General features: G+C 60.8%; 26 protein-coding genes and 1 riboswitch. Of the genes, 15 read left to right on the forward strand and 11 right to left on the reverse strand.

The window, feature by feature from the left end; genetic code table 11:
• Positions 1-84: 84 nt before the first annotated feature.
• Entirely contained in the window at positions 85-1,692 is a 1,608-nt protein-coding gene (locus U5G49_RS11275; protein WP_193445800.1) for a fumarate hydratase, read from the forward strand.
• 26 nt (positions 1,693-1,718) lie between these two features.
• Here U5G49_RS11275 and U5G49_RS11280 read toward each other — a convergent pair whose 3' ends face one another.
• Positions 1,719-1,925, reverse strand: coding sequence for a hypothetical protein (locus U5G49_RS11280; protein WP_018242280.1), 207 nt, complete (start codon positions 1,923-1,925; stop codon positions 1,719-1,721).
• A 347-nt stretch (positions 1,926-2,272) separates the two neighbouring features.
• Between U5G49_RS11280 and U5G49_RS11285 the strand changes: the two genes are divergently transcribed.
• Positions 2,273-3,340: a GGDEF domain-containing protein gene (locus U5G49_RS11285; RefSeq protein WP_018242281.1), complete on the forward strand. Its 1,068-nt coding sequence runs from the start codon at positions 2,273-2,275 to the stop codon at positions 3,338-3,340.
• Between the two features lie 158 nt (positions 3,341-3,498).
• Here U5G49_RS11285 and U5G49_RS11290 read toward each other — a convergent pair whose 3' ends face one another.
• Both U5G49_RS11290 and U5G49_RS11295 read right to left on the reverse strand, forming a co-directional pair.
• Complete coding sequence (locus tag U5G49_RS11290; protein WP_193445801.1) at positions 3,499-4,110, reverse strand: pyridoxamine 5'-phosphate oxidase family protein; 612 nt, start codon at positions 4,108-4,110, stop codon at positions 3,499-3,501.
• A 37-nt stretch (positions 4,111-4,147) separates the two neighbouring features.
• Positions 4,148-5,128: an alpha/beta hydrolase gene (locus tag U5G49_RS11295; protein WP_130716509.1), complete on the reverse strand. Its 981-nt coding sequence runs from the start codon at positions 5,126-5,128 to the stop codon at positions 4,148-4,150.
• Positions 5,129-5,175: 47 nt separating this feature from the next.
• Here U5G49_RS11295 and U5G49_RS11300 point away from each other — a divergent pair, with 47 nt between their 5' ends.
• Positions 5,176-5,643, forward strand: coding sequence for a MarR family winged helix-turn-helix transcriptional regulator (locus tag U5G49_RS11300; RefSeq protein WP_047621350.1), 468 nt, complete (start codon positions 5,176-5,178; stop codon positions 5,641-5,643).
• Between the two features lie 3 nt (positions 5,644-5,646).
• On the opposite strand, the gene U5G49_RS11305 is transcribed toward U5G49_RS11300, so the two are convergent.
• On the reverse strand, positions 5,647-6,837 hold the full coding sequence (locus U5G49_RS11305) for a low temperature requirement protein A (RefSeq protein WP_018446364.1): 1,191 nt from the start codon (positions 6,835-6,837) through the stop codon (positions 5,647-5,649).
• Between the two features lie 62 nt (positions 6,838-6,899).
• Entirely contained in the window at positions 6,900-7,274 is a 375-nt protein-coding gene (locus U5G49_RS11310; RefSeq protein WP_032980674.1) for a gamma-butyrobetaine hydroxylase-like domain-containing protein, read from the reverse strand.
• Positions 7,275-7,410: 136 nt separating this feature from the next.
• Here U5G49_RS11310 and moaA point away from each other — a divergent pair, with 136 nt between their 5' ends.
• Positions 7,411-8,457, forward strand: coding sequence for a GTP 3',8-cyclase MoaA (gene moaA, locus U5G49_RS11315; RefSeq protein WP_018242287.1), 1,047 nt, complete (start codon positions 7,411-7,413; stop codon positions 8,455-8,457).
• Between the two features lie 208 nt (positions 8,458-8,665).
• On the opposite strand, the gene U5G49_RS11320 is transcribed toward moaA, so the two are convergent.
• Positions 8,666-9,451 (reverse strand): class I SAM-dependent methyltransferase, encoded by a 786-nt coding sequence (locus U5G49_RS11320; protein WP_193445802.1) that lies wholly within the window; start codon positions 9,449-9,451, stop codon positions 8,666-8,668.
• 115 nt (positions 9,452-9,566) lie between these two features.
• Between U5G49_RS11320 and U5G49_RS11325 the strand changes: the two genes are divergently transcribed.
• The 3 genes from U5G49_RS11325 to U5G49_RS11335 are packed head-to-tail and all read left to right on the forward strand — an operon-like array spanning position 9,567 to position 12,526.
• On the forward strand, positions 9,567-10,703 hold the full coding sequence (locus U5G49_RS11325) for an ABC transporter substrate-binding protein (RefSeq protein ID WP_193445803.1): 1,137 nt from the start codon (positions 9,567-9,569) through the stop codon (positions 10,701-10,703).
• A 6-nt stretch (positions 10,704-10,709) separates the two neighbouring features.
• Positions 10,710-11,780 carry a FecCD family ABC transporter permease gene (locus U5G49_RS11330; protein ID WP_130758834.1) on the forward strand — a complete coding sequence of 357 codons (1,071 nt, stop codon included), beginning with the start codon at positions 10,710-10,712 and terminating at the stop codon, positions 11,778-11,780.
• Positions 11,774-12,526 carry an ABC transporter ATP-binding protein gene (locus tag U5G49_RS11335; protein WP_130652531.1) on the forward strand — a complete coding sequence of 251 codons (753 nt, stop codon included), beginning with the start codon at positions 11,774-11,776 and terminating at the stop codon, positions 12,524-12,526. Before U5G49_RS11330 ends, U5G49_RS11335 begins: the two co-directional genes overlap by 7 nt.
• Before the next feature lie 24 nt (positions 12,527-12,550).
• Here U5G49_RS11335 and U5G49_RS11340 read toward each other — a convergent pair whose 3' ends face one another.
• The 4 genes from U5G49_RS11340 to U5G49_RS11355 all read right to left on the reverse strand — a co-directional run bounded on the left by U5G49_RS11340 (position 12,551) and on the right by U5G49_RS11355 (position 16,823).
• On the reverse strand, positions 12,551-13,501 hold the full coding sequence (locus U5G49_RS11340; RefSeq protein ID WP_018446370.1) for a sugar-binding transcriptional regulator: 951 nt from the start codon (positions 13,499-13,501) through the stop codon (positions 12,551-12,553).
• 21 nt (positions 13,502-13,522) lie between these two features.
• Positions 13,523-14,989 (reverse strand): FGGY family carbohydrate kinase, encoded by a 1,467-nt coding sequence (locus U5G49_RS11345; protein ID WP_130652532.1) that lies wholly within the window; start codon positions 14,987-14,989, stop codon positions 13,523-13,525.
• Between the two features lie 68 nt (positions 14,990-15,057).
• Positions 15,058-16,014 carry a transketolase family protein gene (locus tag U5G49_RS11350; protein ID WP_130758836.1) on the reverse strand — a complete coding sequence of 319 codons (957 nt, stop codon included), beginning with the start codon at positions 16,012-16,014 and terminating at the stop codon, positions 15,058-15,060.
• The gene (locus tag U5G49_RS11355; protein ID WP_018446372.1) at positions 16,014-16,823 is read right to left on the reverse strand and encodes a transketolase; all 810 of its coding nucleotides are present in this window, start codon (positions 16,821-16,823) and stop codon (positions 16,014-16,016) included. Before U5G49_RS11355 ends, U5G49_RS11350 begins: the two co-directional genes overlap by 1 nt.
• A gap of 207 nt (positions 16,824-17,030) precedes the next feature.
• On the opposite strand from U5G49_RS11355, the gene U5G49_RS11360 reads away from it, so the two are divergent.
• From U5G49_RS11360 to ribB, 7 genes are all read left to right on the forward strand, one after another.
• A complete protein-coding gene (locus U5G49_RS11360; RefSeq protein WP_018446373.1) occupies positions 17,031-18,011 on the forward strand; it encodes an ABC transporter permease in 981 nt (326 codons plus the stop codon).
• 117 nt (positions 18,012-18,128) lie between these two features.
• Positions 18,129-19,058, forward strand: a complete 930-nt coding sequence (locus U5G49_RS11365; RefSeq protein WP_018242297.1) for a sugar ABC transporter substrate-binding protein — start codon at positions 18,129-18,131, stop codon at positions 19,056-19,058.
• A 28-nt stretch (positions 19,059-19,086) separates the two neighbouring features.
• The gene (locus U5G49_RS11370; protein ID WP_193445804.1) at positions 19,087-20,565 is read left to right on the forward strand and encodes a sugar ABC transporter ATP-binding protein; all 1,479 of its coding nucleotides are present in this window, start codon (positions 19,087-19,089) and stop codon (positions 20,563-20,565) included.
• A gap of 22 nt (positions 20,566-20,587) precedes the next feature.
• A complete protein-coding gene (locus U5G49_RS11375) occupies positions 20,588-21,376 on the forward strand; it encodes an SDR family oxidoreductase (RefSeq protein WP_028733040.1) in 789 nt (262 codons plus the stop codon).
• A 35-nt stretch (positions 21,377-21,411) separates the two neighbouring features.
• Positions 21,412-21,552 carry a hypothetical protein gene (locus U5G49_RS11380; protein WP_246289316.1) on the forward strand — a complete coding sequence of 47 codons (141 nt, stop codon included), beginning with the start codon at positions 21,412-21,414 and terminating at the stop codon, positions 21,550-21,552.
• 94 nt (positions 21,553-21,646) lie between these two features.
• Positions 21,647-22,429, forward strand: a complete 783-nt coding sequence (locus U5G49_RS11385) for a glucose 1-dehydrogenase (RefSeq protein ID WP_018446376.1) — start codon at positions 21,647-21,649, stop codon at positions 22,427-22,429.
• A gap of 192 nt (positions 22,430-22,621) precedes the next feature.
• Positions 22,622-22,819, forward strand: a riboswitch (FMN riboswitch).
• 126 nt (positions 22,820-22,945) lie between these two features.
• The gene (gene ribB, locus U5G49_RS11390; RefSeq protein ID WP_113542111.1) at positions 22,946-23,581 is read left to right on the forward strand and encodes a 3,4-dihydroxy-2-butanone-4-phosphate synthase; all 636 of its coding nucleotides are present in this window, start codon (positions 22,946-22,948) and stop codon (positions 23,579-23,581) included.
• A gap of 85 nt (positions 23,582-23,666) precedes the next feature.
• Here ribB and U5G49_RS11395 read toward each other — a convergent pair whose 3' ends face one another.
• The gene (locus U5G49_RS11395) at positions 23,667-24,434 is read right to left on the reverse strand and encodes an SDR family oxidoreductase (protein ID WP_113542112.1); all 768 of its coding nucleotides are present in this window, start codon (positions 24,432-24,434) and stop codon (positions 23,667-23,669) included.
• A 328-nt stretch (positions 24,435-24,762) separates the two neighbouring features.
• Here U5G49_RS11395 and U5G49_RS11400 point away from each other — a divergent pair, with 328 nt between their 5' ends.
• Positions 24,763-25,671, forward strand: coding sequence for a DMT family transporter (locus U5G49_RS11400; RefSeq protein WP_018242304.1), 909 nt, complete (start codon positions 24,763-24,765; stop codon positions 25,669-25,671).
• Positions 25,672-25,673: the final 2 nt, after the last annotated feature.

The raw sequence follows: 25,673 nt of genomic DNA on the forward strand, positions 1-25,673 counted from the left end.
TCCGACGCATCCTGATTGCTTTTGCCCCGCGGCGGATTTAGACCGGTTCCAATCTAGCGACGCCCTACCAGAAAGGTCACTTCGATGGCTGACGATCTCTTCCCCCTCGGCAAGGATGCCACCCCCTACCGCAAGATCAGTGGCGACCATGTCTCGGTCGATACGTTCAAGGGCCAGGAGATCCTGACCGTCGAGCCGGAAGGCATCCGCTTGCTGGCCGAAACCGCCTTCGCCGACATCAACCACCTGCTGCGCCCTGGCCATCTCAGGCAGCTCGCCTCGATCCTCGACGACCCCGAGGCCACGGACAATGACCGTTTCGTTGCCTACGATCTTCTGAAGAACGCCAATATCGCCGCCGGCGGCGTGCTGCCCATGTGCCAGGATACCGGCACGGCGATTATCATGGGCAAGAAGGGCCGCAGGGTCTGGACCGAGGGCGAGGATACGGCGGCGCTCGCCCGCGGCGTCATGGATGCCTACGAGAAGAAGAACCTGCGTTACTCGCAGCTCGCGCCGGTCAAAATGTTCGAGGAGAAGAATACCAGGAACAACCTGCCGGCCCAGATCGACATCTACGAGGAAGGCACCGACGCTTACGAATTCCTCTTCGTCGCCAAGGGCGGCGGCTCCGCCAACAAGACCTTTCTCTACCAGGGCACGCCCTCGCTCTTGACCCATGACCGGATGATCGACTTCCTCAAGGAGAAGATCCTGACTTTAGGGACGGCAGCCTGTCCTCCCTACCATCTGGCGATAGTCATCGGCGGCACCTCGGCCGAGATGAACCTGAAAACCGTCAAGCTCGCCTCCACCCGCTATCTCGACGAGCTGCCGACCGAAGGGTCCGAGAGCGGCCACGCTTTTCGCGACATCGAGATGGAGAAGGAAATCCACGAACTGACGCAGCAGATGGGCGTCGGCGCTCAGTTCGGCGGCAAGTATTTCTGTCATGACGTGCGTGTCATCCGCCTGCCCCGCCACGGCGCCTCGCTGCCGATCGGCCTCGGCGTCTCCTGTTCCGCCGATCGTCAGGCCAAGGGCCGCATCACCCGCGACGGCATCTTCGTCGAACAGCTCGAAAGCGATCCGTCGAAATACATGCCCGAGATCGACGAGGCGAAACTGTCGGAATCGACGGTGCGCATTGATCTCAACCGGCCAATGGCCGAGGTGCTCGCCGAACTCTCCCGGCATCCCGTCAAGACCCGCCTGTCCTTGACCGGCACCATCATCGTTGCCCGCGACCTCGCCCATGCCAAGATCCGCGAACGGCTGGAAAAGGGCGAAGGCATGCCCGATTACCTGAAAAACCACCCGGTCTATTACGCCGGCCCCGCCAAGACGCCTGTCGGCTACGCCTCCGGCTCCTTCGGCCCGACGACGGCCGGGCGCATGGACAGTTACGTCGACCAATTCCAGTCCTTCGGCGGCTCGATGGTGATGCTTGCCAAGGGCAACCGCTCACGCGCCGTGCGCGAGGCCTGCAAGAAGCACGGCGGCTTCTATCTCGGCTCGATCGGCGGCCCCGCCGCCCGTCTTGCCCAGGACTGTATCCGCAAGGTTGAAGTATTCGAATATCCCGAACTCGGCATGGAAGCGGTTTGGAAGATCGAAGTCGAAGACTTCCCCGCCTTCATCGTCATCGACGACAAGGGGAATGATTTTTTCCAGGAACTAAATTTGGGGTGAGTGGGCGGGCTGCGTTGCCGCCAGCTCTACCGCGGCGACGCCTTATCCGAGGCGCTTGTGTTCTGCGCTGTGACCGCCTCGCCCACGCTCACCACATCCCCGGCATCGACCCTTGCCAAGATCTCCGTGCGGAAAGCGCCGGCGAAGAAGCCGGTGTGCTCCAGCAGCAAGACGCCGGCGGCGACGACGGTGAAGGTCAGGATGGCGAAAGAAATATGACGGGAGGTTTCCACGATCTCACGCCCTGATTTGCGGGCTACGATCGGGTCCGTTGCAGAAAATACGATCCCAAAGATGTCGAGACTGCAATACGAAACGGCCAAAACCAACTGTCGACAAGATGAATACGGTCTCCGGCAGAGAAGAACTGTAAGTTTTTCAGACACTGTACCCGCTCAGCGAGTATGCACTGCCTCAGTAAAGATACGTTTTTCCATGGAGAATCATAGGCCTGATCGAAGTATTAGCTCATGGGCCATTTGTCGTATGTAATCTTTGGTATATATCGCTTTAATCTTTTCCCAAGAAATTTAAGCTAACAAATAGAATATTGCCTTTGAATATATGAGGAGTTCGCCGGATGAATACGGCTGTCGCGCCCAAGGTGCCGGTTCCCGACGTTGCGGGTCAGATCACCTATGCCATGCGCTCCATGGGCGTCGCGCCGATACCGCGCAATTACCAACTCTTCTACGAGGCCTATATCGGCTCCAATCCAGCCCTCACCCGCGAGCTGGCGGCCCTCGGCGGCCAGGTGACCCAGGCGGAACTCGATGCGCTCGGCGCACAGCACTTCACCCACAGCCCGGCCCGTGTCTTCGACGATGCCCATACGCGCATTGCCGGCGAACTCGATGGCCTGCTGCGCATTCTCAGGCAGGAGCAGAGCTCGTTGGAAAGCTACACCAGACTGCTCGGCGAGACCCACAAGCGCATCACCTCCAAGAGCAACGCCAGCGTCGAACTGATCGAAAACGCCATCGATCTCCTGAGCCAGGCGACCGGCGACACCATGGCGCATGGCGAACGCACGGTCGAGGACGTTGTCCAGCGCTCGCAGGAGATGGATCAGGTCCGCAAGGAACTCGACGAATACAAGCGCATCGCCAACACCGACTCGCTGACGCGCCTTTCCAACCGCCGCGCCTTCGACGACCGCCTCGCCGCCATTTTCGACAATTCGAGCATGCGGCCGGTGACGGCACTGCTGCTCTGCGACATCGACAATTTCAAGAAGATCAACGACACCTACGGCCATCCGGTCGGCGACAAGGTGCTCGCCACCGTCGCCTCCGTCATCCGCAGCAATGTCCGCCGTGACATCTTCGTTGCCCGCACCGGCGGCGAGGAATTCGCCCTTATCATCGATGGCAACACGCCCGAGGAAGTGACCGCGATCGCCGAGCGCATTCGTCGCACGCTGGAGACGACGCCCTTCAAGAACTCCCGTACGCGGGTGAATTACGGTCCGGTCACCGTCTCGATCGGCATCTGCATGGCATCCAGCGCCGGGGATGCCGGCGAACTCTATAGCAAAACCGACATCGCCCTTTACGGCGCCAAAAATGCCGGCCGCAACTGCACCATCCTCTATCAAGACGGCATGCAGAAGGATTTCACCAAGAGCTGGCTGATCTACAAGACCTGACGGCAGTCCCGCGCCGCACGCACGCTGTCACTGGCAGGTGACGGTTTAGTGTTGTCGACAAACCTCGTTGTTACTCGGCATCATCCTCGGCGCAGGGCCGAGGATGAAAGAGAAGTTGGCCGACTTTGTCAGTAGTCTGAGCCGCCGGTGACGATGCTTTACCACATCGTCTTTGCCGCCCGCCCCGGCCATTCCCGGTCGTAGGTTTCCTGGTCGAAATCGCCGGTCGCGGCCTTCAGCATCTGTCCTGGCGTCGGCAACGTCGCCGGATCGGCGAAGTGTTCTCCATTCCAGAGCTCGGCCCGCATCACGGCCCGCGCGCATTGGAAATAGACCTCGTCGATCGAAATGACGACGACGGTGCGCGGATGTTTGCCGTCCATCTCGAAGCTTGAAAGCAGCGCCTCATCGTCGGAAACGACGCCCCGGCCGTTGATGCGCATCGTCGTGTTCGAGCCGGGGATCAGGAACATAAGCGCCAGCCGCGGATCGCGCACGATGTTGGAGAGCGACTCGACCCGGTTGTTGCCGCGCCAGTCCGGCAGATGCAGCGTCTCGTCGTCGATGACACGCACCACGCCACCGAGATCGCCGCGCGGCGAACAGTCGAGACCCTCGGGACCGACGGTCGCAAGCGCCGCAAACGGTGAGATCTCGATCATCTCACGATAGAGCGGGGTCAATTGCTTCGTCACCTTGGTAACCGAGGCCGGCGAAAGTCCGGCGCCATAGATCGTGTTGAGCTCTTCGATGCTGCTGATGATTTTCATGAGGCGTCCCGCCGCGGCTTGATCTTCGCGACGGACGCTACAATGCCGCGCGCCTTGCCGGAAGCTCAAAAAACGGAATGATCTCCGCATCTTTTTTGATGCTTTGATCAAGAGCTTCACCCACGCGCAGATCGCCTTCGAGAAATGCCGCGATCGCGGCAAGAACCGGTGCGGCGCCGATGATGCGACGGTGGCCGAAGCCGTTCGCCCAGAGAAGCCGAACGCCCTTTCCCGCCGCGCCGTAGCGCCTGGCATGGAGAGACGACACCTCCTTGTCGTCCTCGGCATGGATGACGAGCACGGGGCGGCCGATCTCGCCCGCCGCCTCGCTGGCGTCGAAATCCTCCAGTCTCCGTCCGGTGACGCGATGAACCTCATTCTCCAACGCCCTTTGCGCTGCAGGCAGAAGGCCGATCATCCCGCCGAAATCGGTAAACAGCCAGCCCATCTCGCTCGGCGCGCCGATCAGCACCAGTCTCTCGCCGGTGACAGGCGCCACGCCAGGCAGCAGCCCCGCTGCCGAGACCATCAGCGCCGCACCGCCGAAGGAATGACCGATCGCCGCATCGAATGCGCCAAACCGCGCTTCGGCCGCCGCAATCGTCTCGACCGCAAGCCCCATATGCAGGAAGCGCCCCCCGGAACGGCCGTGGCCGGGAAAATCGAGCGCCACGACCTCCGCTCCCGTTGCCGAAAGCATCGAGACGAGTTCGGCCATATATGCGGCGCTAGAGCCCCAGCCATGCGTCACCAGGTAGCGCTTGCGTTTGCCCCTCGCCCCGCCGTTCAGCCGATAGGCATGCGCTTGGCGCCCGCCGGCAAGCCTGAGGGTGAAGCGTTCGGCGCCGGCAAGCCGGGCCGCACCCGCTGCATGCGCCGCCTTCGCCTTTGCTCCCTTCGGCTTTGTCGACGGCGTCCGGCAGAACAGCTGGAACGCCGCTCTGCCTGCCAGATCAGGCGAAACCGCCTGTAGAGCCGAAAACCCGAGGCGGGTGACGTCAAGCGCAAAGTTTGTCATAGTGGGATTCCAAAAGACTGTTCAACACCGAACAATAAAGTACAACGATGAACAAAAATCAATCCCTTCCCTGGGATCATCCGCGTTTTCGCAGTTGGATCGCGGTGGCTCGCGCCTGCCAGCTGATGCAGCAGTCATTGGCCCGCTCGCTTGCCGATCTCGACATCAAGCCGCCGCACCTCGATATCCTGGTCAATCTCTACCGTTTCGAAGGCATTTCGCAGCAGGAGCTGGCGCGCAAGCTGCTGGTCGGCCGCTCCAATATGAGCATGCTCTTGCCGCAGATGGAGAAGCGCGGTCTGCTCCTTCGCCGCGATGACGAGCGAGACAAGCGCGTGCTGCGCCTCTATTTGACACCAGAGGGTCGGAAGCTCAGTGAGGAAGCCATGGCCATCCAGACCGGCCTCATCGACCGCGTGCTATCGGACGAGCCGATCGAGCAATGCATGGCGACCGCCGATTCGATGGAGCGGATCGTCACGGTGCTGATGAAAGATCTGCGCGACGAGGACTGATGTTCAATGCAGCGTCGGCGCCGCCGTCGTGCCGGTCAGCGAGCGATATTCCCAGGCGGCGACGATGATCAGCACGAGCGTCGCCAGAATGCCCATCAAATAGACCTCGATGAAGGGTGCTGCGAAGGCGAGCAGGATCAGAAACACGAGGCCGGCCAGATGTGATAGCGGCAGCTGGCCACTGGTCGCGCCCTTGAACCAGAGATTGCCGATCAGGAACAGGCCAGAGCCGCCGAGGACGGCCGCGGCGATGCCGAGATTGCCGGTCTCATGCGGATGCGAGAACATGAACTCGACCGCCACCGCATGGACGATGATGCCGGCAAGAATCGGGATATGCCCATAGGTGAAGGCCTGCCGCGCCAAGCTGCCCGGCGTCTCTTCATGCTCGATGCGGTGGGCGGCGCGCCCGTGGCCGAAGCGGAAATAGAGCCACCACATGGCGACCGTGCCGATGAAGCCGGTGACGAACACGACGCTGGTCAGCCCGGAGAACGGCAGCTCCGAAAAGGTGCGGCCGGAAACGAGGATCGCTTCGCCGAGGCAGATGATGACGAAGAGCGCACAGCGTTCGGCCATATGCGCGCCGGAAACGTCCCAGTCCCGCGCCGTCGAGCGGCCGAGCCCCGGCACGGCAAAGCCCGCGGCCGGCCCGGCATATTCGATCGCCAGCGCAATCACCCAGGCGATCAGCCGGGCTTCATGCTCGAGCAGCCCGCCGGCAATCCAGAAAACCGATGCTGCCACGAGCCAGGTGGTGATGCGGACGAAATTCAGCGTGTTGGGGCGGTCGACGCGCGTCATCGCATAGGTCGTAAACAGCGAGCGCCCGACCTGCATCGCCACATAGGCGCCGGCAAACAGCAGCCCCTTGTCGCCAAAGGCCTCGGGGATGGAGGCAGACAGCAGCAACCCGAGCATCATCAGCGCCACCAGCATGCCGCGCACCGGCATTTTCTCGGGATCGAGCCAGTTCGTCACCCAGGCGGTGAAGATCCACACCCACCAAACGGCGAAGGTCATCAGCGCCGCTTCGGCAGCACCGAGCGGCGTATAGTGGGCGGCGAGCGCATGCGAGAGCTGCGAGATCGAAAAGACGAAGACCAGGTCGAAGAACAGTTCGAGGAAGGTCACCTTGCTGCCGCTGGCGCTGCCCTTGGCGCGCAGCCAGTTCTTTCCGTTCGTTTTCGCCATATGGCCCCCCGATGGCTGGAATTATGTGTGGATTGAAAGCGATAGCGGCGCTCTCGTGACCCTCAGCGCGGCTTCTCCGCCGTGTCGCGGTTCATGCCCTTTTCGCTGAGCTCGTCCTCGTAGGCGGAAAACAGCTCAGCGCCGCGTTCGCCGAGCTCGCGCAGATAGGTCCAGGTGTAGATGCCGGTATCGTGCATGTCGTCGAAGCCGATCCGAACGGCGTAATTGCCGGTCGGCATCATCGAGATGATCGCGACATTGCGTTTGCCGGGCACCGTCACCTTCTGCCCTGGCCCGTGGCCCTGCACCTCGGCCGAGGGCGACAGCACACGCAAGAGCTCTGCCGACAGGTCGAAGCTCTGGCCGTCGTTGAAGGTCACCACCAGCCGCTGCCTGTCTTTCGAGACGCGAAGTTCGCTCGGCCAGATATCGCTCATCATTTTGTCCTCTTCTCATGCGAGGAGTAGGCGCTGATCTTTTTCAGCGCAAGCTGAAATTGGCATGCTCGCGCGGGCTGTTTCCCTTGACGCGACAATAGCATATGCCCACATTGACGAGAGTACGGAGATACAGGTGAACAGCAGAGTTGGAACGATAGGTAATGCATCGCCGCTGGTGGCAGGTGCGGACCCGATGATCGACCCCTTCGGGCGGGCGGTCACCTATCTCCGTGTCTCCGTCACCGACCGCTGCGATTTCCGCTGCACCTATTGCATGGCGGAAAACATGACCTTCCTGCCGAAGAAGGATCTCTTGACGCTGGAAGAGCTCGACCGGCTCTGTTCCGCCTTCATTGCCAAGGGTGTCAGCAAGATCAGGCTGACTGGCGGCGAACCTTTGGTGCGCAAGAACATCATGTATCTGGTGCGCCAACTCGGCCAGAAAATCGGTTCCGGCCTCGATGAGCTGACGCTGACGACCAATGGCTCGCAGCTTTCCCGCCATGCCGAGGAGCTTTATGATTGCGGCGTGCGCCGCATCAATGTTTCACTCGACACGCTCGACCCCGACAAGTTCCGCAAGATCACCCGCTGGGGCGATTTCGCAAAGGTCATGGAAGGCATCGATGCGGCTCAGAAAGCCGGGCTGAAGGTCAAGCTCAACGCCGTGGCGCTGAAGGATTTCAACGATGCCGAGATGCCGGAGCTTCTGCGCTTCGCCCACGGTCGCGGCATGGATTTGACCGTCATCGAGACCATGCCGATGGGCGAGATCGAAGAAGACCGCACCGACCAGTATCTGCCGCTTTCGAAACTGCGCGCCGATCTCGAAGACCAGTTCACCCTTGTCGACATCGATTACCAGACCGGCGGCCCGGCGCGTTACGTCAGGGTCGAGGAAACCGGCGGCCGCCTCGGCTTCATCACGCCGATGACCCATAATTTCTGCGAGAGCTGCAACCGCGTGCGCCTCACCTGCACCGGCACGCTCTACATGTGCCTCGGCCAGAACGACGCCGCCGATCTCCGCGCGGCACTCCGCGCCACTGAAGACGATGCCCTCCTCCACGCCGCCATCGACGAGGCCATCACCCGCAAACCCAAAGGCCACGACTTCATCATCGACCGCACCCATAACCGCCCTGCGGTGGCGCGGCATATGAGTGTCACCGGTGGGTGAGGCGCGGTCCCGCAAAGCGGGAGCGATCGATCCAGTGAATCGATCGCAGCGCCGAACGCCCTGAGCCCCGCGAAGGGCCGGGATACGGTACGGCAAGCTCCCCTAACCATAGCCGCCGCACCAAGACCCAAAAGAGGACGCGCGTCGGTGCCACATCCCCCTTCTCCCGAGCGGGGAGAAGAGACGTGCGGCGCCGATGAACAACCCATCACCCAGGCTTACGCGCACAAATCGCAAACCGCTCCTGCACCATGCGCTCGAGCCCGCGCAGGAACGGCATCTTGCGGGCCTGAGCCCAATGGATATCCCCAAGCTTGCGGTCGACGACGATGTCTGTAAATCCGGCTTGGCGCAGAAGATCGACGACCGCTTCGGCCGGCATCTGGCTGGAGAAATGGACGCGTGAGCGGATCTTCTGGTGCCGCGCCATCATCTCCGGCGTCATGTGGCTCGCCGCCGGCTTGCCGGTCACCTTCGTCCAGAGCTTCTGCAGGCCCTTGACCCAGGTTTCCCTAGCCATATTGCCGTCGAGGATCAGCACCTTGCCGCCCGGCTTCAGTACCGCGAACCATTCCTTGAAGGCAGAAGCCGGGTCCACCAGCGTCCAGACGAGATGCCGGTTGGTGATGACGTCGTAGCTTCCCCGTGGTTCCATCGTGTTTTCGGCGTCGCCGGACACGAAGCGGATATCGGTGCCGCGTTTCTTCGCCTTGGCGCGCGCCTGCGCCAGCATTGCATCCGACCAGTCGAGGCCGGTGACTGCAAAGCCGGCACCATGCATCAGATGCGAGATGACGGCGGTGCCGCAGGCAAGATCGAGTGCCGCGCGACCTTGGCCCTCACCCAGATGCTTTCTGATCAGCCGCTGCCAGCCTTTCCGCTCCGCTTCCGAAAAGATTTCATGGCCGACGCTCTGATCGAAGGTTGCCGCCCGTTCCGACCAGAAGTCGCGGATTTCATCGCGGATGGAGTAGTTCGTGTTCATGGAATTCATCTGAGGCACCCCGGCATCGGATCAGTTTGGAAACGCTCTAAAACATATAACTTGATTCATAAAGTCATATTTCTTATGCCTGCGGACATTATTCAGACCTCGGGGGAATTTCCAGATGAATTTCGTGAAAATACTCGCAGTCTCCGCAGCGGCGATTGCGAGCCTGATGCCGCTTTCGGCCTGGGCGCAATCCTTCACCGTCAAGGATGTCGCGGGCCGCGAAGTGACCTTCGACAAGCCGGTCGAACGTGTGATCCTTGGGGAAGGCCGCATGCTCTACGCCGTCGCACCGATCGAGAAGGAAGATCCCTTCGCCAAGATCGTCGGCTGGCGCAACGATCTCTGGACCACCGACAAGGACGGCTTCAACGCCTATGTCGAGAAATTTCCGAAGGGCAAGGACCTGCCCTTCCTCGGTAACCTGACCGATGGCACGCTGCAGACCGAGACGGTCGTCAAGCTTCATCCCGATGTGCTGCTGCTGCCGATCGGCAACAAGGCGGCCGCTGACGAGGTGAAGCTCGAAGACATGCTGAACGGCATCGGCGTGAAGATCGTCTACATCGATTTCCGCGAGCATATCCTCGCCAACACCGAGCCGAGCCTGAAGATCCTCGGCCAGATCTTCGGCCATGAGGATCGCGCCGAAGCCGTCGCCAGCTTCTGGAAAGAGCAGATGGCCCGCGTCACCGACAAGCTGAAGGCCGCCAATCCACCGAAGCCAAATGTCTTCATGTATCGCGCCGCAGGCCTGGTCGAATGCTGCGGCACCTTCGGTCCCGACAATTTCGGCCTGATGGTCGATTGGGCCGGCGGCCACAATCTCGGCTCCGATTTCCCGCCGGGCTATACCGGCTCGATCAATGCCGAGCAGGTCGTCGCCTCCAATCCTGACGTCATCGTCGTCACCGGCTCCAACTGGAGCCAGACCAAGAATGCCAAGGATTATGTGAATGTCGGTCCCAATGCTGCCGCCACCTTCGACGACAGCCGCAAAGCGCTGAACATGCTGATGGAAAACCCTTCCTTCACCGGCTCCAGGGCGGTTGCCGGCGGCAATGTCCATGCGATCTGGCATCAGTTCTATACCAGCCCCTACCAGTTCGTCGCCGTCCAGCAGCTGGCCAAGTGGTTCCATCCGAACCTCTTTGCCGATCTCGATCCCGACGCCACCTTCAAGGAATTCCACGAAAAATTCCTGCCGGTCGCTTACCAGCCGGGTTACTGGGTCGACACCAAGGCGGGTCAGTAATCCGAGATGGCCGAGATCGCCGCCATATCGATTGATGCCGAAGCCGGGAGGGAGCGCTACCGCGCCCTCGCCCGGCGCAAGCTTCTAATCCTTGCCGCCATGACGGCAGCGCTCTGCCTGTCCTTTGCGGTCGATCTCGCCTGGGGCCCGGCCCGCTATAGTCTCAATGAAGTCGTCGCTGCCCTTCTCGACCCCTCCTCGGTTTCGGATCAGGTGCGCGCCGTCGTCTGGGGCATCCGCATGCCGGTTGCCGTGATGGCGATCGTCGTCGGTGCATCGCTCTCCGTCGCCGGTGCGCAGATGCAGACGATCCTCGCCAATCCGCTCGCCAGCCCCTTCACGCTCGGCATTTCGGCAGCAGCAAGTTTCGGTGCCGCACTTGCCATCGTCACCAGCGTTCCGCTTCTGCCTGTAGCGGCCGGGCTGCTGGTGCCGGTCAATGCCTTCATCATGGCGCTGATCGCCACACTCTTCATCCATTTCATCTCGCAAGCCCGTGGCGTCTCGGTGCAGACGGTGGTGCTGCTCGGCATCGCGCTGGTCTTCACCTTCAATGCGGCTCTCGCCTTCCTGCAATATCTGGCCTCCGAACAGGCGCTGTCGGCCGTCGTCTTCTGGACGATGGGCAGCCTCACCAAGGCCACCTGGCCGAAGATCTGGGTGACGCTTGCCGTCCTGTTGGCAGCACTTCCGCTCTTTGCCCGCAACGCCTGGGCGCTGACCGCCATCCGCCTCGGCGAGGACAAGGCTGCAAGCTTCGGCGTCAATGTCCGCCGCATCCGGCTCGAAACCATGCTTGTGGTCTCGCTGCTTGCCGCTGTGCCTGTGAGCTTCGTCGGGACGATCGGCTTCGTCGGCCTCGTCGGGCCGCATATCGCGCGCATGATCCTCGGCGAGGATCAGCGCTTCTTCCTGCCGGGATCGATCTTGTCGGGCGCGCTGCTGCTCTCGCTGACCTCGATCGTCTCGAAGTCGATCATACCAGGCGTCGTCTTCCCGATCGGCATCATCACCGCGCTGGTTGGCGTACCCTTCTTCTTCTCGCTCATCCTCTCGAACAGGAGCCGGTCGTGGTAGCACTACAGTTGCAGTCAGTCGGCGCCTATCACGGCCGTAAGCTTTTCGTCGAAGACGTGACCACGCCGATGATGAAGTCGGGTGAGGTCGTGGCGGTGATCGGCCCGAACGCCGCCGGCAAGTCGACGCTTTTCAAGCGCATCACCGGCCTGCTCAAAGGGCCTGGCCGTGTCGTCGTCGAAGGCTCTAAGACAAAAAACGCCATCAGCTACATGCCGCAGGATACCTCGGCAAACGCGGTGCTGACGGTCTACGAATCCATCCTGCTTGCCCGCAAGCAGGGCCAGTCCTGGGCTGTCAGCGACAGCGACCTGCGCTTCATCGACGAGATCATGAAGGCGCTTGATATCACCGCCATCGCCTTCCGCGATCTCGGCGCGCTTTCCGGCGGCCAGCGCCAGCTGGTCTCGATCGCCCAGGCCCTGGTCCGCGAGCCTGAGATCATGCTGATGGACGAACCAACAAGCGCGCTCGACCTTCACCGCCAGGTCGAAGTCCTCGACTTCATGCGCCGCCAGGCCCGCGCCAAGGGCATGATCGTCCTGATCGCCATTCACGACCTCAACCAGGCCCTTCGCTTCGCCGACAAGGTCCTGGTCATCGCCAACGGCCGCATGCACGCCTGCGGCACCCCCCGCGACGTCGTCACCGCCGAAATGCTGCGGGAGATCTACAGGGTCGAGGCCCGGGTGGAGAAATGCTCGATGGACCACGATCATGTGATCGTGGATGGGACAGCGCATTGAGGCTGCCAAAATAAGTCTGCCTCATCAGTTGATCAATCGCTGCGCGGTAAACTTGTCCGTAACAAGCATGTCGATGACCCCCACGCGGAGCGCCCCTGCGATAGCGTCAGTCTTTTTGGACCCGCCGGCAAGAGCAATGACCCGGTCCACCCGTTCGAGATCCTCGAGTGGAAGCCCTATGACCCGGTCGTCCAGGGGTGTCTTGACCGGCTTGCCGTTTTTATCGAAGAAACGAAGTGAGATATCGCCGACGGCTCCCGCTTCCGCGAGATCAGAGAGTTCGCGAGACGAAAAGATGTTGCCGGACCGTGCGAGAAGTTCGGACGGTTCGACTGCTCCGATTCCGACAATCGCAAGCGTTATGCTGCCGAACAAGTCCATCGTCTCCCGAACGTATGGATCGGCCTGCATAAGAAATTTTGCCTCTCTGGACGTCGTAACGCCCTGCACAGCGAGCAGTTTTGGCTCAGCGCCGGTCAGGCGAGCAAGCCGCGTGGTAAGCTGCGTCGCATGCGTCTGGACTGAAGGATCGCCCATGCCTCCAAGGGTTTGGACGACGTATTTCGCCTGAGCGCTCTTCAGCGGATGAATGTTCTCGACCATCTTGGAGATGGTCTGGCTCCAACTCGAAACGCCGATGATCTCCCCTGGCGCAAGCGTCACCTCCAAGAGATGAGCCGCTGCCTCTCCGATACGGGCCATGATGGCTCCATCCCGATCTTCCGTGCACTCCACGACGATCGCCTCCGGCAGATCATATTTCTCGCGAAGCGCGCCCTCGAGCTCGCTGTAGGTGCCAACGGGGGGCGTCACGCTGGTTCGGACAATATCTTCAGCCTCTGCACGCTTGAGCATGCGCGACACCGTCGCCTGCGACAGGCGAAGGTGCTCTGCGATCTCCGCCTGTCGCCGTCCCTCCAAATGGTACATCTGGGCGACCCTTGAGATGAGGCGGAGTTCATTGAGGCGAGTCATCGCTAATCCTAGGGTGAATTTTTATTCATCATTAGCCGTTGTTTCGCGGGACGTCGAGCGGGCAAGTGCATCACTCCATGTATTCAGAAGCACCGCTCGATCCACGGGTTCCGGGTCAATGATATGCGAGCTCCGGGGCAGCTCTGCGATAACATGAAGATCGCTCCACAAGCCAAGTGAGAGACCCGCGAGATATGCGGCTCCCAAAGCCGACGCCTCGGGTGCTTCGCATTGGATCACGGGATGTTCGATGAGGTTCGAGACACACTGCATCAGGAACCGGTTCTGGCTCGGTCCGCCGTCTACATAGAGCGCCCCGAGCTCGCCGCCGCTTTGTGCACGCATGGCGGCGATCACGTCGTGCACCTGGAAGGCGATCGAGTCGGTTACCGACCGCGCCATTTGCGCACGTGTCGTATTGAAGTTGATCTGGGAGAACAGGGCACGGGCGTCCGAGTTCCAATAGGGTGCGCCCAGTCCCACGAATGCTGGCACGAAGCCCGGTCCGCCCGGTTCGGCGCTCGCCGCAAGTTCGACAAGGGCCGCCACGTCTGAAAGGCCGAGAATGCCTGCCATCCAGGGGAGACTGGCGGCGCAAACGAGAATATTGCCTTCGAAAGCGAAAGTCGGCTTTCCCCCGAGACGCCATGCGACGGTCGTTGTGACGCCGTTGCGTGGGGGAATAAATCGCGGAAGCGTCGTCATGATAGAAGAGCCGGTTCCAAAGGTTACCTTGCCATCACCCGGCTTGAATGCGCCATGGCCGAACAGCGCAGCATGGCTGTCTCCGATCGCGGCCATTATCGGAGTTCCATCCGGCACGCCTGGCAACCCTTGCGTCCTGCCGAAGTCGGCAGAGCTGTCGAGTACTTCAGGGAGGAGCGCGATATCCACGCCGAAAATCTCGCCAAGTTCCTTGCTCCATCTCTGCTCCTGGAGATCGAACAACTGGCTCCTGGCGGCATTGGAAGCATCGCAGACATGCCGGCGCCCACCCGTCAGGCAGTGGACGAGCCAACTGTCGACCGTTCCCAGCCGCACCGATCGCCCGGCCGGCATACGGTCGAGCAGCCATCGGAATTTCGAACCCGGGAACATCGGATCCAGTGGCAGGCCTGTGAGCGCCTGCACACGGTCAAGGTGGCCTTCGACAATGAGACGTTCGCAATCCTGTGCCGTTCGACGGCACTGCCAGCTTACCACCGGTCCAAGTGCTTCTCCCGTTTCGGCGTCCCAGGCCGTGACTGATTCGCGCTGATTGGAAATCGCCACGGCCTCGACAATGACGTCGGGGGCGGCCTTCAGGCAGGCGTCGATCGCCTCGCAGACGGATGCGTAGAGCCGCCGTGGGTCTTGTTCGACCCAGCCTGGTTTCGGATAGGCGATGCCGACTGGAGCCGAACCTCTGCCAACAATTTCTCCCTTTTCGGAAACGAGAACTGCCTTTGAATTGGTGGTGCCCTGGTCAATTGCCAGAATTGCCCGCATTCTATCCTCCCCAGATCAGACGGCAGCCGGGACGACAAAAGGCATCCGGGCTGATCATGTGATCCCAGTTACTTGCGCCTGATCAGCGACTGCGCCGCGTCGGCGATTGCGAACGGCGCCATCCCGAATTCGTCGAGCAGGAACTCTGCCGAACCGGTCGGAGCGTAGACGCCGGGAACTCCGAGACGTTTCATCGGGACTGGAGCATTGTCGACCACCACTTCGGCGACCGCGGAACCGAGCCCGCCAAAGATCGAATGCTCTTCGGCTGTGACGATCGCTCCGGTTTCCTTCGCCGCCGCGATGATGGCGTCCTCGTCGATCGGACGAACCGTTGCAAGGTTGAGCACTCTGGCGTTGATACCGCGTTCTGCGAGGATCTCGGCAGCCTTTAGGATTCGATGAGTCAAAGTGCCGTTTGCGATAAGGGTGACGTCAAAACCCTGGCGAAGGAGGTTTGCCTTGCCAAGTTCGAACTTGTGACCCTCCGGAAGGAGATCAGGCACACCCACGCGAGACAGGCGCAGGAAACAGGGGCCTTTGTAGGCCGCGGCCCACTCAACCGCAGCAGCTGTTTCGATGCGGTCACAAGGCGCAATGACCGGGAGATTAGGCAGAACCCGCGTCCAGGCGAAGTCCTCGATCGAGTGATGGGTCGGGCCGAGTTCGCCATACGCCATTCCAGAAGAAATGCCGACCAGCTTGACGTTGGCATTCGAATACGAAATATCGGCCTTGATCTGCTCCAGCGACCGTCCCGTTAGAAACGGAGCGGCGGCGCACACGAACGGAAGGCGTCCGCCATTGGCGAGGCCTGCTCCAACCCCCACCATGTTCTGCTCGGCGATACCGACATTGACGAGGCGCTCTGCAAACTTCGCCTTGAAGCCGCCGAGTTTGGAGGAACCCACGGAGTCGTTGCAGACGGCAACGATTGTTTCGTTTTCGGCTGCCAGCCGCTCAAGCGTAGTGGCGAATGCGTCGCGGCAATCGTAGAGCTTGGGTGCGTTTATTGGCGCGTTCATTACAGTGCCTCCGACAATTCTGCCAATGCGATTTCGTATTGTTCCTTGCTCGGTACCTTGTGGTGCCAGTCGACTCGGTCTTGCATGAACGAGATTCCATGCCCCTTGTTGGTGTGGGCGACGATGCAATGCGGCCTCGATGCCCGTTGTTCGAGGGCTGAAACGACTTCGCTCATATTGTTCCCATTGATCTCGGTGACTTCCCAATCGAAAGCTTCAAGCTTCGGACGAAGCGGGGCGAGATCGTTGGTTTCCGCCAGGGCCGCGCCCTGCTGGAACCTGTTGTGGTCGATGACCAGCGTCAAGTTATCGAGCTTGAACTGCGCGGCCGCCATGATCGCTTCCCAGTTGGAGCCCTCCTGCATCTCACCGTCGCCGGTGACGACGTAAGTGTGATATTTTGCGCCCGAGAGCTTGGCGGCTTTTGCCATTCCTATTGCAACTGGAAGACCGTGGCCGAGCGGCCCGGTATTCGTTTCGACGCCAGGGACCTTGTTGCAATTTGGATGCCCGTTCAGCCTCGAATGCGGCTGCAAAAAGGTGGAAATCTCTTCCTCCGGGATGAAGCCACGTTTTGCGAGCGTCACATACAGAGCGCATGCAGTATGTCCCTTCGAAAGAACGAACCTGTCGCGGTCGGGGTGCTTCGGCTGATCGGGCCAAACATTCAGCACACGAAAATAGAGGGCAGTCAAAATGTCGATAACCGACATCTCCCCGCCAATATGGCCGGCGCCCGCTTCAAAGACCGCCTGGAGATCGCGCAATCGGATCTCGCGAGCGACCCGCTCGAGTTCTGTCGTATTCATGGGTTCCTCTCATGCATAAATATTCAGTTATCAATATTTTTGCACAAGACACCGATTAGTCAAGCCCCCTTAAGCGGTGCACCGGCAGTTGCAAGCCCAGAAAATCCTATTGACAGCCGAAAGGCAACTTGTTAATGAATTTTCCAGCATCGGTGAATATTTATTCTTCGAACGAATTAGCGATCAGCCTACGCATAGGGAGGAACAATGGTGGCGCTTGATATCAATGAACACAGGCTTTCGTCCGGCGCCTGGTTGAGCAAGCTCAAGGGCGCCACCGGCCCACTCGTGGGGCTGCTCGCGCTTTGCGTCTTTCTGAGCGTCAGCACCGACACGTTTCTGTCGGTTCGGAACGGCCTCAACATCCTCGATCAGATCACGGTTCTCGGCATCATGGCCGTCGGAATGACCTTTGTCATTCTGATCGGCGGCATCGATCTCTCCGTCGGCTCGGCACTCGCTCTTGCGATGATGGTCATGGGCTGGACTGCGAATGTCGCCGGCCTACCGCTGCCGGTCGGGATCGCTTTTGCTCTGGTCGCATCGGGCGTTTCGGGGCTGATCGTCGGACTACTGGTGACGCAGTTCAGGGTTCCAGCGTTTATTGCCACTCTTGCAATGATGTCCGCGGCTCGCGGCGTCGCAAATATGATCACGGACGGCCAGCAGATCGTGGGATTCCCCGACTGGTTCATGATGCTGGCAATCGATCGCCATTTCGGCGTGTTGACTGCCACTGTGTTTCTCATGCTTGCGGTTGTTCTTGCGGCGTGGCTTTTCCTGCACTTCCGGTCCGAAGGTCGCATGCTCTACGCGGTGGGAGGAAATCCGGAAGTCGCTCGGCTGGCGGGTATCAACGTCCCGCTCGTGACGATTGGCGTCTACGTCGCAAGTTCAGTCCTTGCGGGGCTCGCAGGCATCGTACTCGCCGCCAGGCTGGACTCCGTCCAGCCGTCCAGTGGTCTGGGCTATGAGTTGGACACCATCGCTGCGGTCGTCATCGGCGGGACTTCACTCTCGGGGGGCGCGGGCGGTATCGGAGGAACACTTATCGGTGTTCTTATCATTGGCGTCCTTCGCAACGGGCTCAATCTTCTCAACGTCTCGCCCTTCCTGCAGCAAGTGATCATCGGCATCGTCATCGTGCTCGCGGTCGGCGCGGAGACTATTCGTCGGCGTCGCGCCTGACGAACGGGGTCCGCCGCGTTGGCGGGCCTGGAATTCCGCTCCAAGGGTTTGGGGCGGATCAATACCCCGAGGGGGAGGACATACCCGAGGGTTCCATCAAACAACGGAGGAAATACAATGAAAATAGCGCGCACCATGCTCGCGTCTGCTGCACTGCTGGGTCTCATGCTCGGCCCCGTACACGCGGCGGAACTGAAGAAGCTCGGCTTGGCCGTTGCCAACCTTCAGGCAAACTTCTTCAACCAGATCAAGCAATCGGTCGAAGCCGAAGCCAAGAAGCGCGGCATCGAAGTCATCACGGTCGACGCAAAAGGCGACGGGCCGACACAGGTCAATCAGATTCAGGACCTCCTGACCCAGAAAATCGACGCGCTGATCTACATTCCGGCAGGTGCGGCCGCTGCGACCGTTCCGGTCAAGCTCGCGAAGAACGCTGGTATTCCGGTCGTGAACGTTGACCGCAACGCCGAGGGAGCACCCGGCGATACATTCCTTGCAACGGATTCCGTCGCGTCTGCCAAGGCCGTGTGCGACTACATCCTGAAGGAAGCCGGCGGCAAGGGGAAGATGGTCATCATCCACGGCCAGAAGGGCACGACGCCGGAAGTCGATCGTTCGAAGGGCTGCGCTGAATCTCTCAAGGCATATCCGGACGTCAAAGTTGTCGCCGAGCAGTTCTCGAACATCTGGAGCCAGGACGAAGGATTCCAGATCATGCAGAATATGCTGCAGGCAAATCCGGACGTTTCGATCGTGTTCGCCCAGGCCGACGGCCTCGCCCTTGGCGCCGCACAGGCGATCAAGGTCGCCAATCCTTCCCAGAAGATCGTGGTTGGCGGCTTCGATGGTGACACCGCAGCTCTCGAAGCGCTCAGCAAAGGCGTCTTCAACGTAACTGCGACCCAGCAGACGCAGAAGATGGGCCGCGATGCGGTTGAAAACGCCGCCAAGCTTGTCGCCGGAGAAAAGGTGCCGCCGGTCCAGCTCATGGATGCCACGCTGACAACCAAAGAAAACGTCGCAGGCTTCATCGCCAACCATCCGTAATGAAGTTGAGGTCTTGAGGAGGTGTGCCATGACTGATCCAGTTCTTTCCCTGAGGGGCATATCCAAGTGGTATGGGCCGCTCCAGGTTCTGAAGAATGTCAGCTTGGACGTCTATCCGGGCGAAGTGGTTGCACTTCTCGGTGAAAACGGAGCGGGCAAGTCAACGCTATCGGGCATCATCGCCGGGTCCCGCACACCGTCTGAAGGATCAATGACCTGGCTGGGGCAGCCTTATGCCCCAGCCACCCCAAGGGAAGCGATCGACAAGGGCGTTGTCCTGATCCACCAGGAGCTGCAGCTTCTGCCGCAACTGTCGATCGCGGAGAACGTCTTCATCGGACGTTGGCCGATCAAGAACGGCGTCGTCGATCGTCCCCAAATGGTTCGCCGGGCCCAGGACCAGCTCGCTCGCTTGAACCTTCACATACCCGCAACGCGGACGGTCGCCGGCCTTTCCACAGCAAATCAACAACTCATCGAGATCGCCAAGGCGCTGGCTCTCAACGCCAAGCTCCTGATCCTCGATGAGCCGACAGCCGCCCTTGGCGGCGCGGAGACGGAAGCTCTTTTCCAACAGGTTAGAAAGCTTCGGTCAGAGGGTGTCGGCATCGTCTACATTTCCCACCGCATGGAAGAGATCAAGCGAATAACCGACCGGATCGTTGTTCTTCGTGATGGCGAGCGCGTGCAGGAATTCTCCGACAGCGCGACACCGGTGCGAACCATCGTCGAGAGCATGGTTGGACGCCCACTTGACCGCTTGTTCCCTGCCCTGCCGGTTCCGACAGACCATCCAGTACTCCAGGTGTCGGGGCTGAGCTCGCCGGACAACTCATTCCGTGACGTTACCTTCGATGTGCGCGCCGGGGAAATTCTCGGGATCGCCGGATTGGTCGGCGCCGGCCGCACGGAACTTGTCCGCGCCATTTCGGGCGCGGACCCAATCAGTGCAGGTTCGATCAAGCTGGAAGGCGAAGAACTCAGGCTGCGCGATCCGGCGGACGCGATCGCCAAGGGCATCGTGATGGTCCCGGAAGACCGCAAGGAGCAAGGCTTGGTTGTCGGGCACCGGATAGGCGAGAACATTATATACGCCAATCTTGACAAGCTGGGCGGGCGTTGGATTACGCCGCGCGTCAAGCGCTCGTTTGCGGAGAAGGCGGTTGCCAAGTTCGGCGTGAAGGGCCGTGCGGAGCAATATGCCTCGGACCTGTCCGGCGGCAACCAGCAGAAGGTCGTCATCGCGAAATGGCTGATGCGCGATCCTAAGGTCGTCGTACTCGACGAACCGACGAGAGGCATCGACGTCGGCGCCCGAGCGGGCATCTACGACATCATCGTCAATCTTGCCAAACGGGGCGTGGCGGTCATCGTCGTAAGCTCGGACCTCGAGGAAGTTCTCGGAGTCTCCAATCGCATTCTCGTGCTTGCGCAAGGCAAACAGGCAGGCATTCTCAATCGTGACCAGGCAAATGACGTTTCGGTCATGGAGCTAGCCACCATCTAAACAGACAGAGAAAGGAAGAGCGGTGTCCGACATCACTCTGAACGCCCCGAAGCTTTTCGATCTCAGCGGCCAGGTTGCCATCGTTACCGGAGCCGGAAGCGGCATCGGGCAGCGCATTGCCATCGGCCTTGCACAGTGCGGCGCCGACGTGGCGTTACTCGACCGTCGAACCGACGACGGGCTGGCCAGGACGGCTGAACATATTCGCGCCGCTGGCCGCCGTTCGATCCAGATCGCGGCGGATGTCACGAGCAAGTCTTCCCTTGGAGAGGCAATAGCACGGACCGAGGCAGATCTCGGCGCATTGACACTTGCAGTCAACGCGGCGGGCATCGCTAACGCGAACGCGGCGGAAGAGATGGAGGAGGACCAATATCAGACGTTGATGGATATCAACCTGAAAGGCGTCTTTCTTTCCTGCCAGGCCGAGGCTCGCGCCATGCTGAAGAATGGACGCGGCTCCATCGTCAACATCGCTTCCATGTCGGGTGTGATCGTAAACCGAGGGCTGAGCCAAGCGCACTATAACGCCTCCAAGGCGGGCGTGATCCATATGTCGAAGTCTATGGCGATGGAATGGGTCGACCGCGGCATTCGCGTCAACACCATCTCCCCCGGATACACGGCAACGCCCATGAACACCCGTCCGGAGATGGTTCATCAGACCAAGCTCTTCGAAGAGCAAACGCCAATGCAGCGAATGGCAGCGGTGGACGAGATGGTAGGCCCGGCAGTGTTCTTGCTGTCGAATGCGGCAAGCTTCGTGACCGGCGTCGATCTTCTCGTCGACGGCGGTTTCTGCTGCTGGTGATGGCGAGGCGAAAGCTCATTGCCGGCAACTGGATAATGAACGGTCTCGCTTCCTCCCTAGCTGAGATCGAGGCGCTGAAGGGAATAACGGGCAAGACGGCGTGCGATATCGTCGTCTGCCCGCCCTTCACGCCGATCGAACGGGCTGTCGAACGGACGGCGCTCAAGACTGCCTGAATTCGCCAAGATTATCTCGGCAACCGCTTGAGCTCCAATAATCATCGCAGGGCAGGTCACGCCCAGATTTGCTGTTTACCGGGAAGGAAAGAGCATGAAACGCTTCGAAGATAAGACGGTCGTGATCACGGGAGGCAGCCGCGGCATCGGCGCTGCCATCGCCAGACGCTTTGCGCGCGAAGGCGCCAATCTCGTCGTTTCGGCCAACGAGGAGCTGGTCCACGGCGTTGCCGAACAGATCCGGGCCGAAGGCGGCAAGGCGATCTCCTTCATCGGCGACGTTACCGACAAGGCAAGCGTCAAGGCCCTCTACGATGCCGCCGAGAAGGAATTCGGCTCGGTCGACGTCTCGATCCAGAATGCCGGCGTCATTACCATCGCCCGGGTCGAGGACCTGACCGAAAACGAGTGGGACAAGGTGATGGCCGTCAACACCAAGGGCGTCTTCCTCTGCGCCCAGGAGGCGATATCAAGAATGCGCAAGCACAAGCGCGGCGGCCGCATCATCAACACCGCCTCCGGCCAGGCCCGCGACGGCTTCATCTACACGCCGCATTATGCCGCCTCGAAAATGGGCGTCGTCGGCATCACCCAGAGCCTGGCCAAAGAAGTCGCGACCGAGAAGATCACCGTCAACGCCTTCTGCCCCGGTATCATCGAGACCGACATGTGGGCCTATAACGACCAGGCCTGGGGCAAGCTGCTCGGCAACTACGCCCCCGGCGAACTGATGAAGGAATGGGTCGAGGGCATCCCGATGAAACGGGCCGGCTCCGGAGAGGATGTCGCCGGCCTGGTCACCTTCCTCGCCAGCGATGACGCCGCCTATATCACCGGCCAGACGATCAATGTCGACGGCGGCCTGATCATGTCCTGATGCATGTCGCCTAAAAGTGCGCAGTGGTTTGGGACAACGACATGCATGGAAGGACCAAACCACCAACCAAGCACTGAAGGCGAGCCGGTCGTCGCCTCCATGTGAACAGTGTGTCCATCGGCGTTAGGGCAGCTTTGCATTTTTGCCCGGTCGACTGACCTTGCCATCTGCCTATTTTTGATCCTATCTTTGAAATGTTCTCAGGGCGGGGTGTAATTCCCCACCGGCGGTATCAGGAGTGATCCTGGAGCCCGCGAGCGCTTCCGGCACCACAGCGCCGGCGTCTTTCAGACGCGCAAACGACGCTGTAGCACTTTGAATTGCTGGAAGGTCAGCAGATCCGGTGAGATGCCGGAGCCGACGGTATAGTCCGGATGGAAGAGGACAACACGGGCAGTCGCACTCCATCACGGAGTCGGCTGACGTTTGTTCGCCCAAGGGCAGAAGGCTCGCTCACGGATTGAGCCGAGCAGACCATGTCAGCCCGCTGACATAACCCTTGAAAGGCCAGACAGCATGACTATCGCAACAATTGAAGATGCCATATCAGCCATTGCCAGCGGCAAGATGGTCGTCGTCGTTGACGACCAAAACCGGGAAAACGAAGGCGATATCGTGGTCGCGGCCGATGCCGTCACTCCGGAAACAATCGCCTTCATGATGACCCACGCCCGCGGCCTCGTCTGCATTGCCATGGAAGGCGAGCGCCTCGATGCGCTCGATATTCCGCTGATGGTGCCCAACAACACGGAATCGCACAAAACCGCCTTTACGGTCTCCGTCGATTATCTCAAGGGCACGACGACGGGCATCTCGGCTGCCGACCGCGCCGCCACCGTCCGCGCCCTCGTCGACGATCGCGCAAAGCCAGATGAATTCGCCCGTCCCGGCCACATCTTTCCGCTGCGCGCCAACCCCCGCGGCGTGCTCGGCCGCCCCGGCCATACCGAAGCCGCCGTCGATCTCGCCCGCCTCGCCGGAAGGGTCCCCGCCGGCGTCATCTGCGAAGTCGCCAACGACGATGGAACCATGTCCCGTCTGCCCGAACTCACGCTCTTCGCCGAACGCCACAACCTACCCCTCGTCACCATCGAGGATCTGGTCGCCTACCTCGACCGCCAGGCGGAAGGAGACATACGCGAAGTCGCCTGATCGATGCCTTTGTTGCGGCGGCATAGCCCGCCGCAACAAAGAACGTGCCGCAGCGATAACCTGACGGCACCTTCCCTTGCCCGCTCTATGTTCGGCTGATCGAAACCCCACCATCTGCAAGCATCGCCGTGCCGGTCACGAAGCTCGACATGTCGGAAGCGAGGAAAAGCGCCGCATTGGCGATCTCTTCGGGTTGCGCCATGCGTTTCAGCGCATGCAGCCCCTCCACGAAGGCGAGCACCTCCGGCGTGGCATCCGGCGCGTTGGTAATGCTGGCGGGTGTGTCGGTGCCGCCGGGAAGCAATGCGTTGACGCGGATCTTCTGCGCTCCGAGTTCAGCGGCGAGCACCTGCACGAAGCCGATCAGCCCCGCCTTGCTCGCCGCATAGGCGGCCATGCCAGGCATGCCGACGGTGTGGCCGACGAAAGTCGAGGTGAAGATCAGCGATCCGCCGCCTTTTCCCATCGCCGCCGACTGGTGCTTGGCGCCGAGGAAGGCGGCGGTGAGATTGGTCTCGATCGTCTCGCGCCAGCCCTCCAGCGACAGCCCGGCGACCGGCCCCATCTCACCGAGAATGCCGGCATTGTTGAAGGCGATGTCGAGCCGGCCGAAACGCGAAACTGCCGTCTCGACGAGCCTTGCCTGCAGCGCCTCGTCCCTGACATCGCCTGATATGGCGACGGCCTGACCACCCTCCGCCTCGATTTCCGCGATGACGGCATCGAGCGCGTCCTGCCGCCGGCCGGTGACCACGAGCTTGGCGCCTTGCCGTGCAAAGAGTTTCGCCGCCGCGCGGCCGATGCCGGAGCTTGCGCCGGTGATGATTGCGATCTTGTCGTTGAGAAGTGTCATATCGGTCTCTCCTGGGTTGTTGCGAGACCTGAGATGCTCAAACATCAGGCGATGCAGCCACCTGTTTCCCGCGCAGGACGAGAAAAACACCTATGGCCGAACAGGCAACGCGACGGTGCGTCCTCATCGACGCCTTGATCGCGGCGTCGGAAATATCGGAATTCACGTTATAAAACAGGCACTTGTCTAGACTTCCACCCACACGCCTGCGTTGACATCAGTGCCATTGTGCACCGCATCATCGATTTATGCCTGGTGTGACATTCATCCGATTCCCTTCATGCATCTTCGCGACTAAAAGGGGCGCACAGGTAACGGGAATCTCTTCATGCCGCGATCACGCAATACTGAGGGCGCCATCTATATGAGCATGGCGATGGCCGGCTTTTCCGCCAGCGACGCTCTGTCCAAATCGGTGATCGCCTATATGAACGCCGGCGAGATCATGTTCCTGCGCGGTCTCTTCACCAGCCTGCTCGTCTATTTGATCGCCTGGAAAATGGGCGCGCTGCGCTCCTGGCGGGTCATGCTGCAGCCGATGATCATCTTCAGGATCATCTGTGAGACGCTCTCCGCCGTCACCTATATCACCGCGCTCGGCATGATGCCGATCGCCAATGCCTCGGCGATCCTGCAGTCGCTGCCGTTGGTCGTCACTTTCGGTGCTGCGCTGTTCTTCGGTGAGCCGGTCGGCTGGCGGCGCTGGTCGGCGATCCTCGTCGGCCTCGTCGGCGTGATGATCATCATCCGCCCTGGCCCGGAAGGTTTCACCGCCGCCGCCCTGCTCTGCGTCGCCGCGGTGCTGACGACGGCCGGCCGCGATCTCGCCACCCGGAGCATCAGCCCGGAAATTCCCTCACTGATGATAACCGTCATCACCGCCATATCAGCCTCTTTCTTCGGCGCGCTGCTCATCCCGCTGCTCGGCGGCTGGCAGCCGGTCAGCGCTAGCGCACTTGGGCATCTCGTGCTCGCATCGGTGCTGGTGCTCGTCGGCTACCAGTCGGTTATCCTCGCCATGCGCACCGGCGAAATCTCCTTCGTCGCGCCGTTCCGCTATACCAGCCTGATCTTTTCCTCTCTGCTCGGCTTCCTCTTCTTCGCCGAAGTGCCTGACAGCTGGACGCTCGTCGGCGCTGCGATCGTCATCGCCTCCGGCCTCTATACGTTCTATCGTGAGGCCAAGCGCCGCGTATCGCCGATCGCGCAGGAATCCGCACCGCGCGCGCCGGTCTGAGG

It is taken from the genome of Rhizobium indigoferae, assembly GCF_034554815.1.
Taxonomy (GTDB): domain Bacteria; phylum Pseudomonadota; class Alphaproteobacteria; order Rhizobiales; family Rhizobiaceae; genus Rhizobium; species Rhizobium leguminosarum.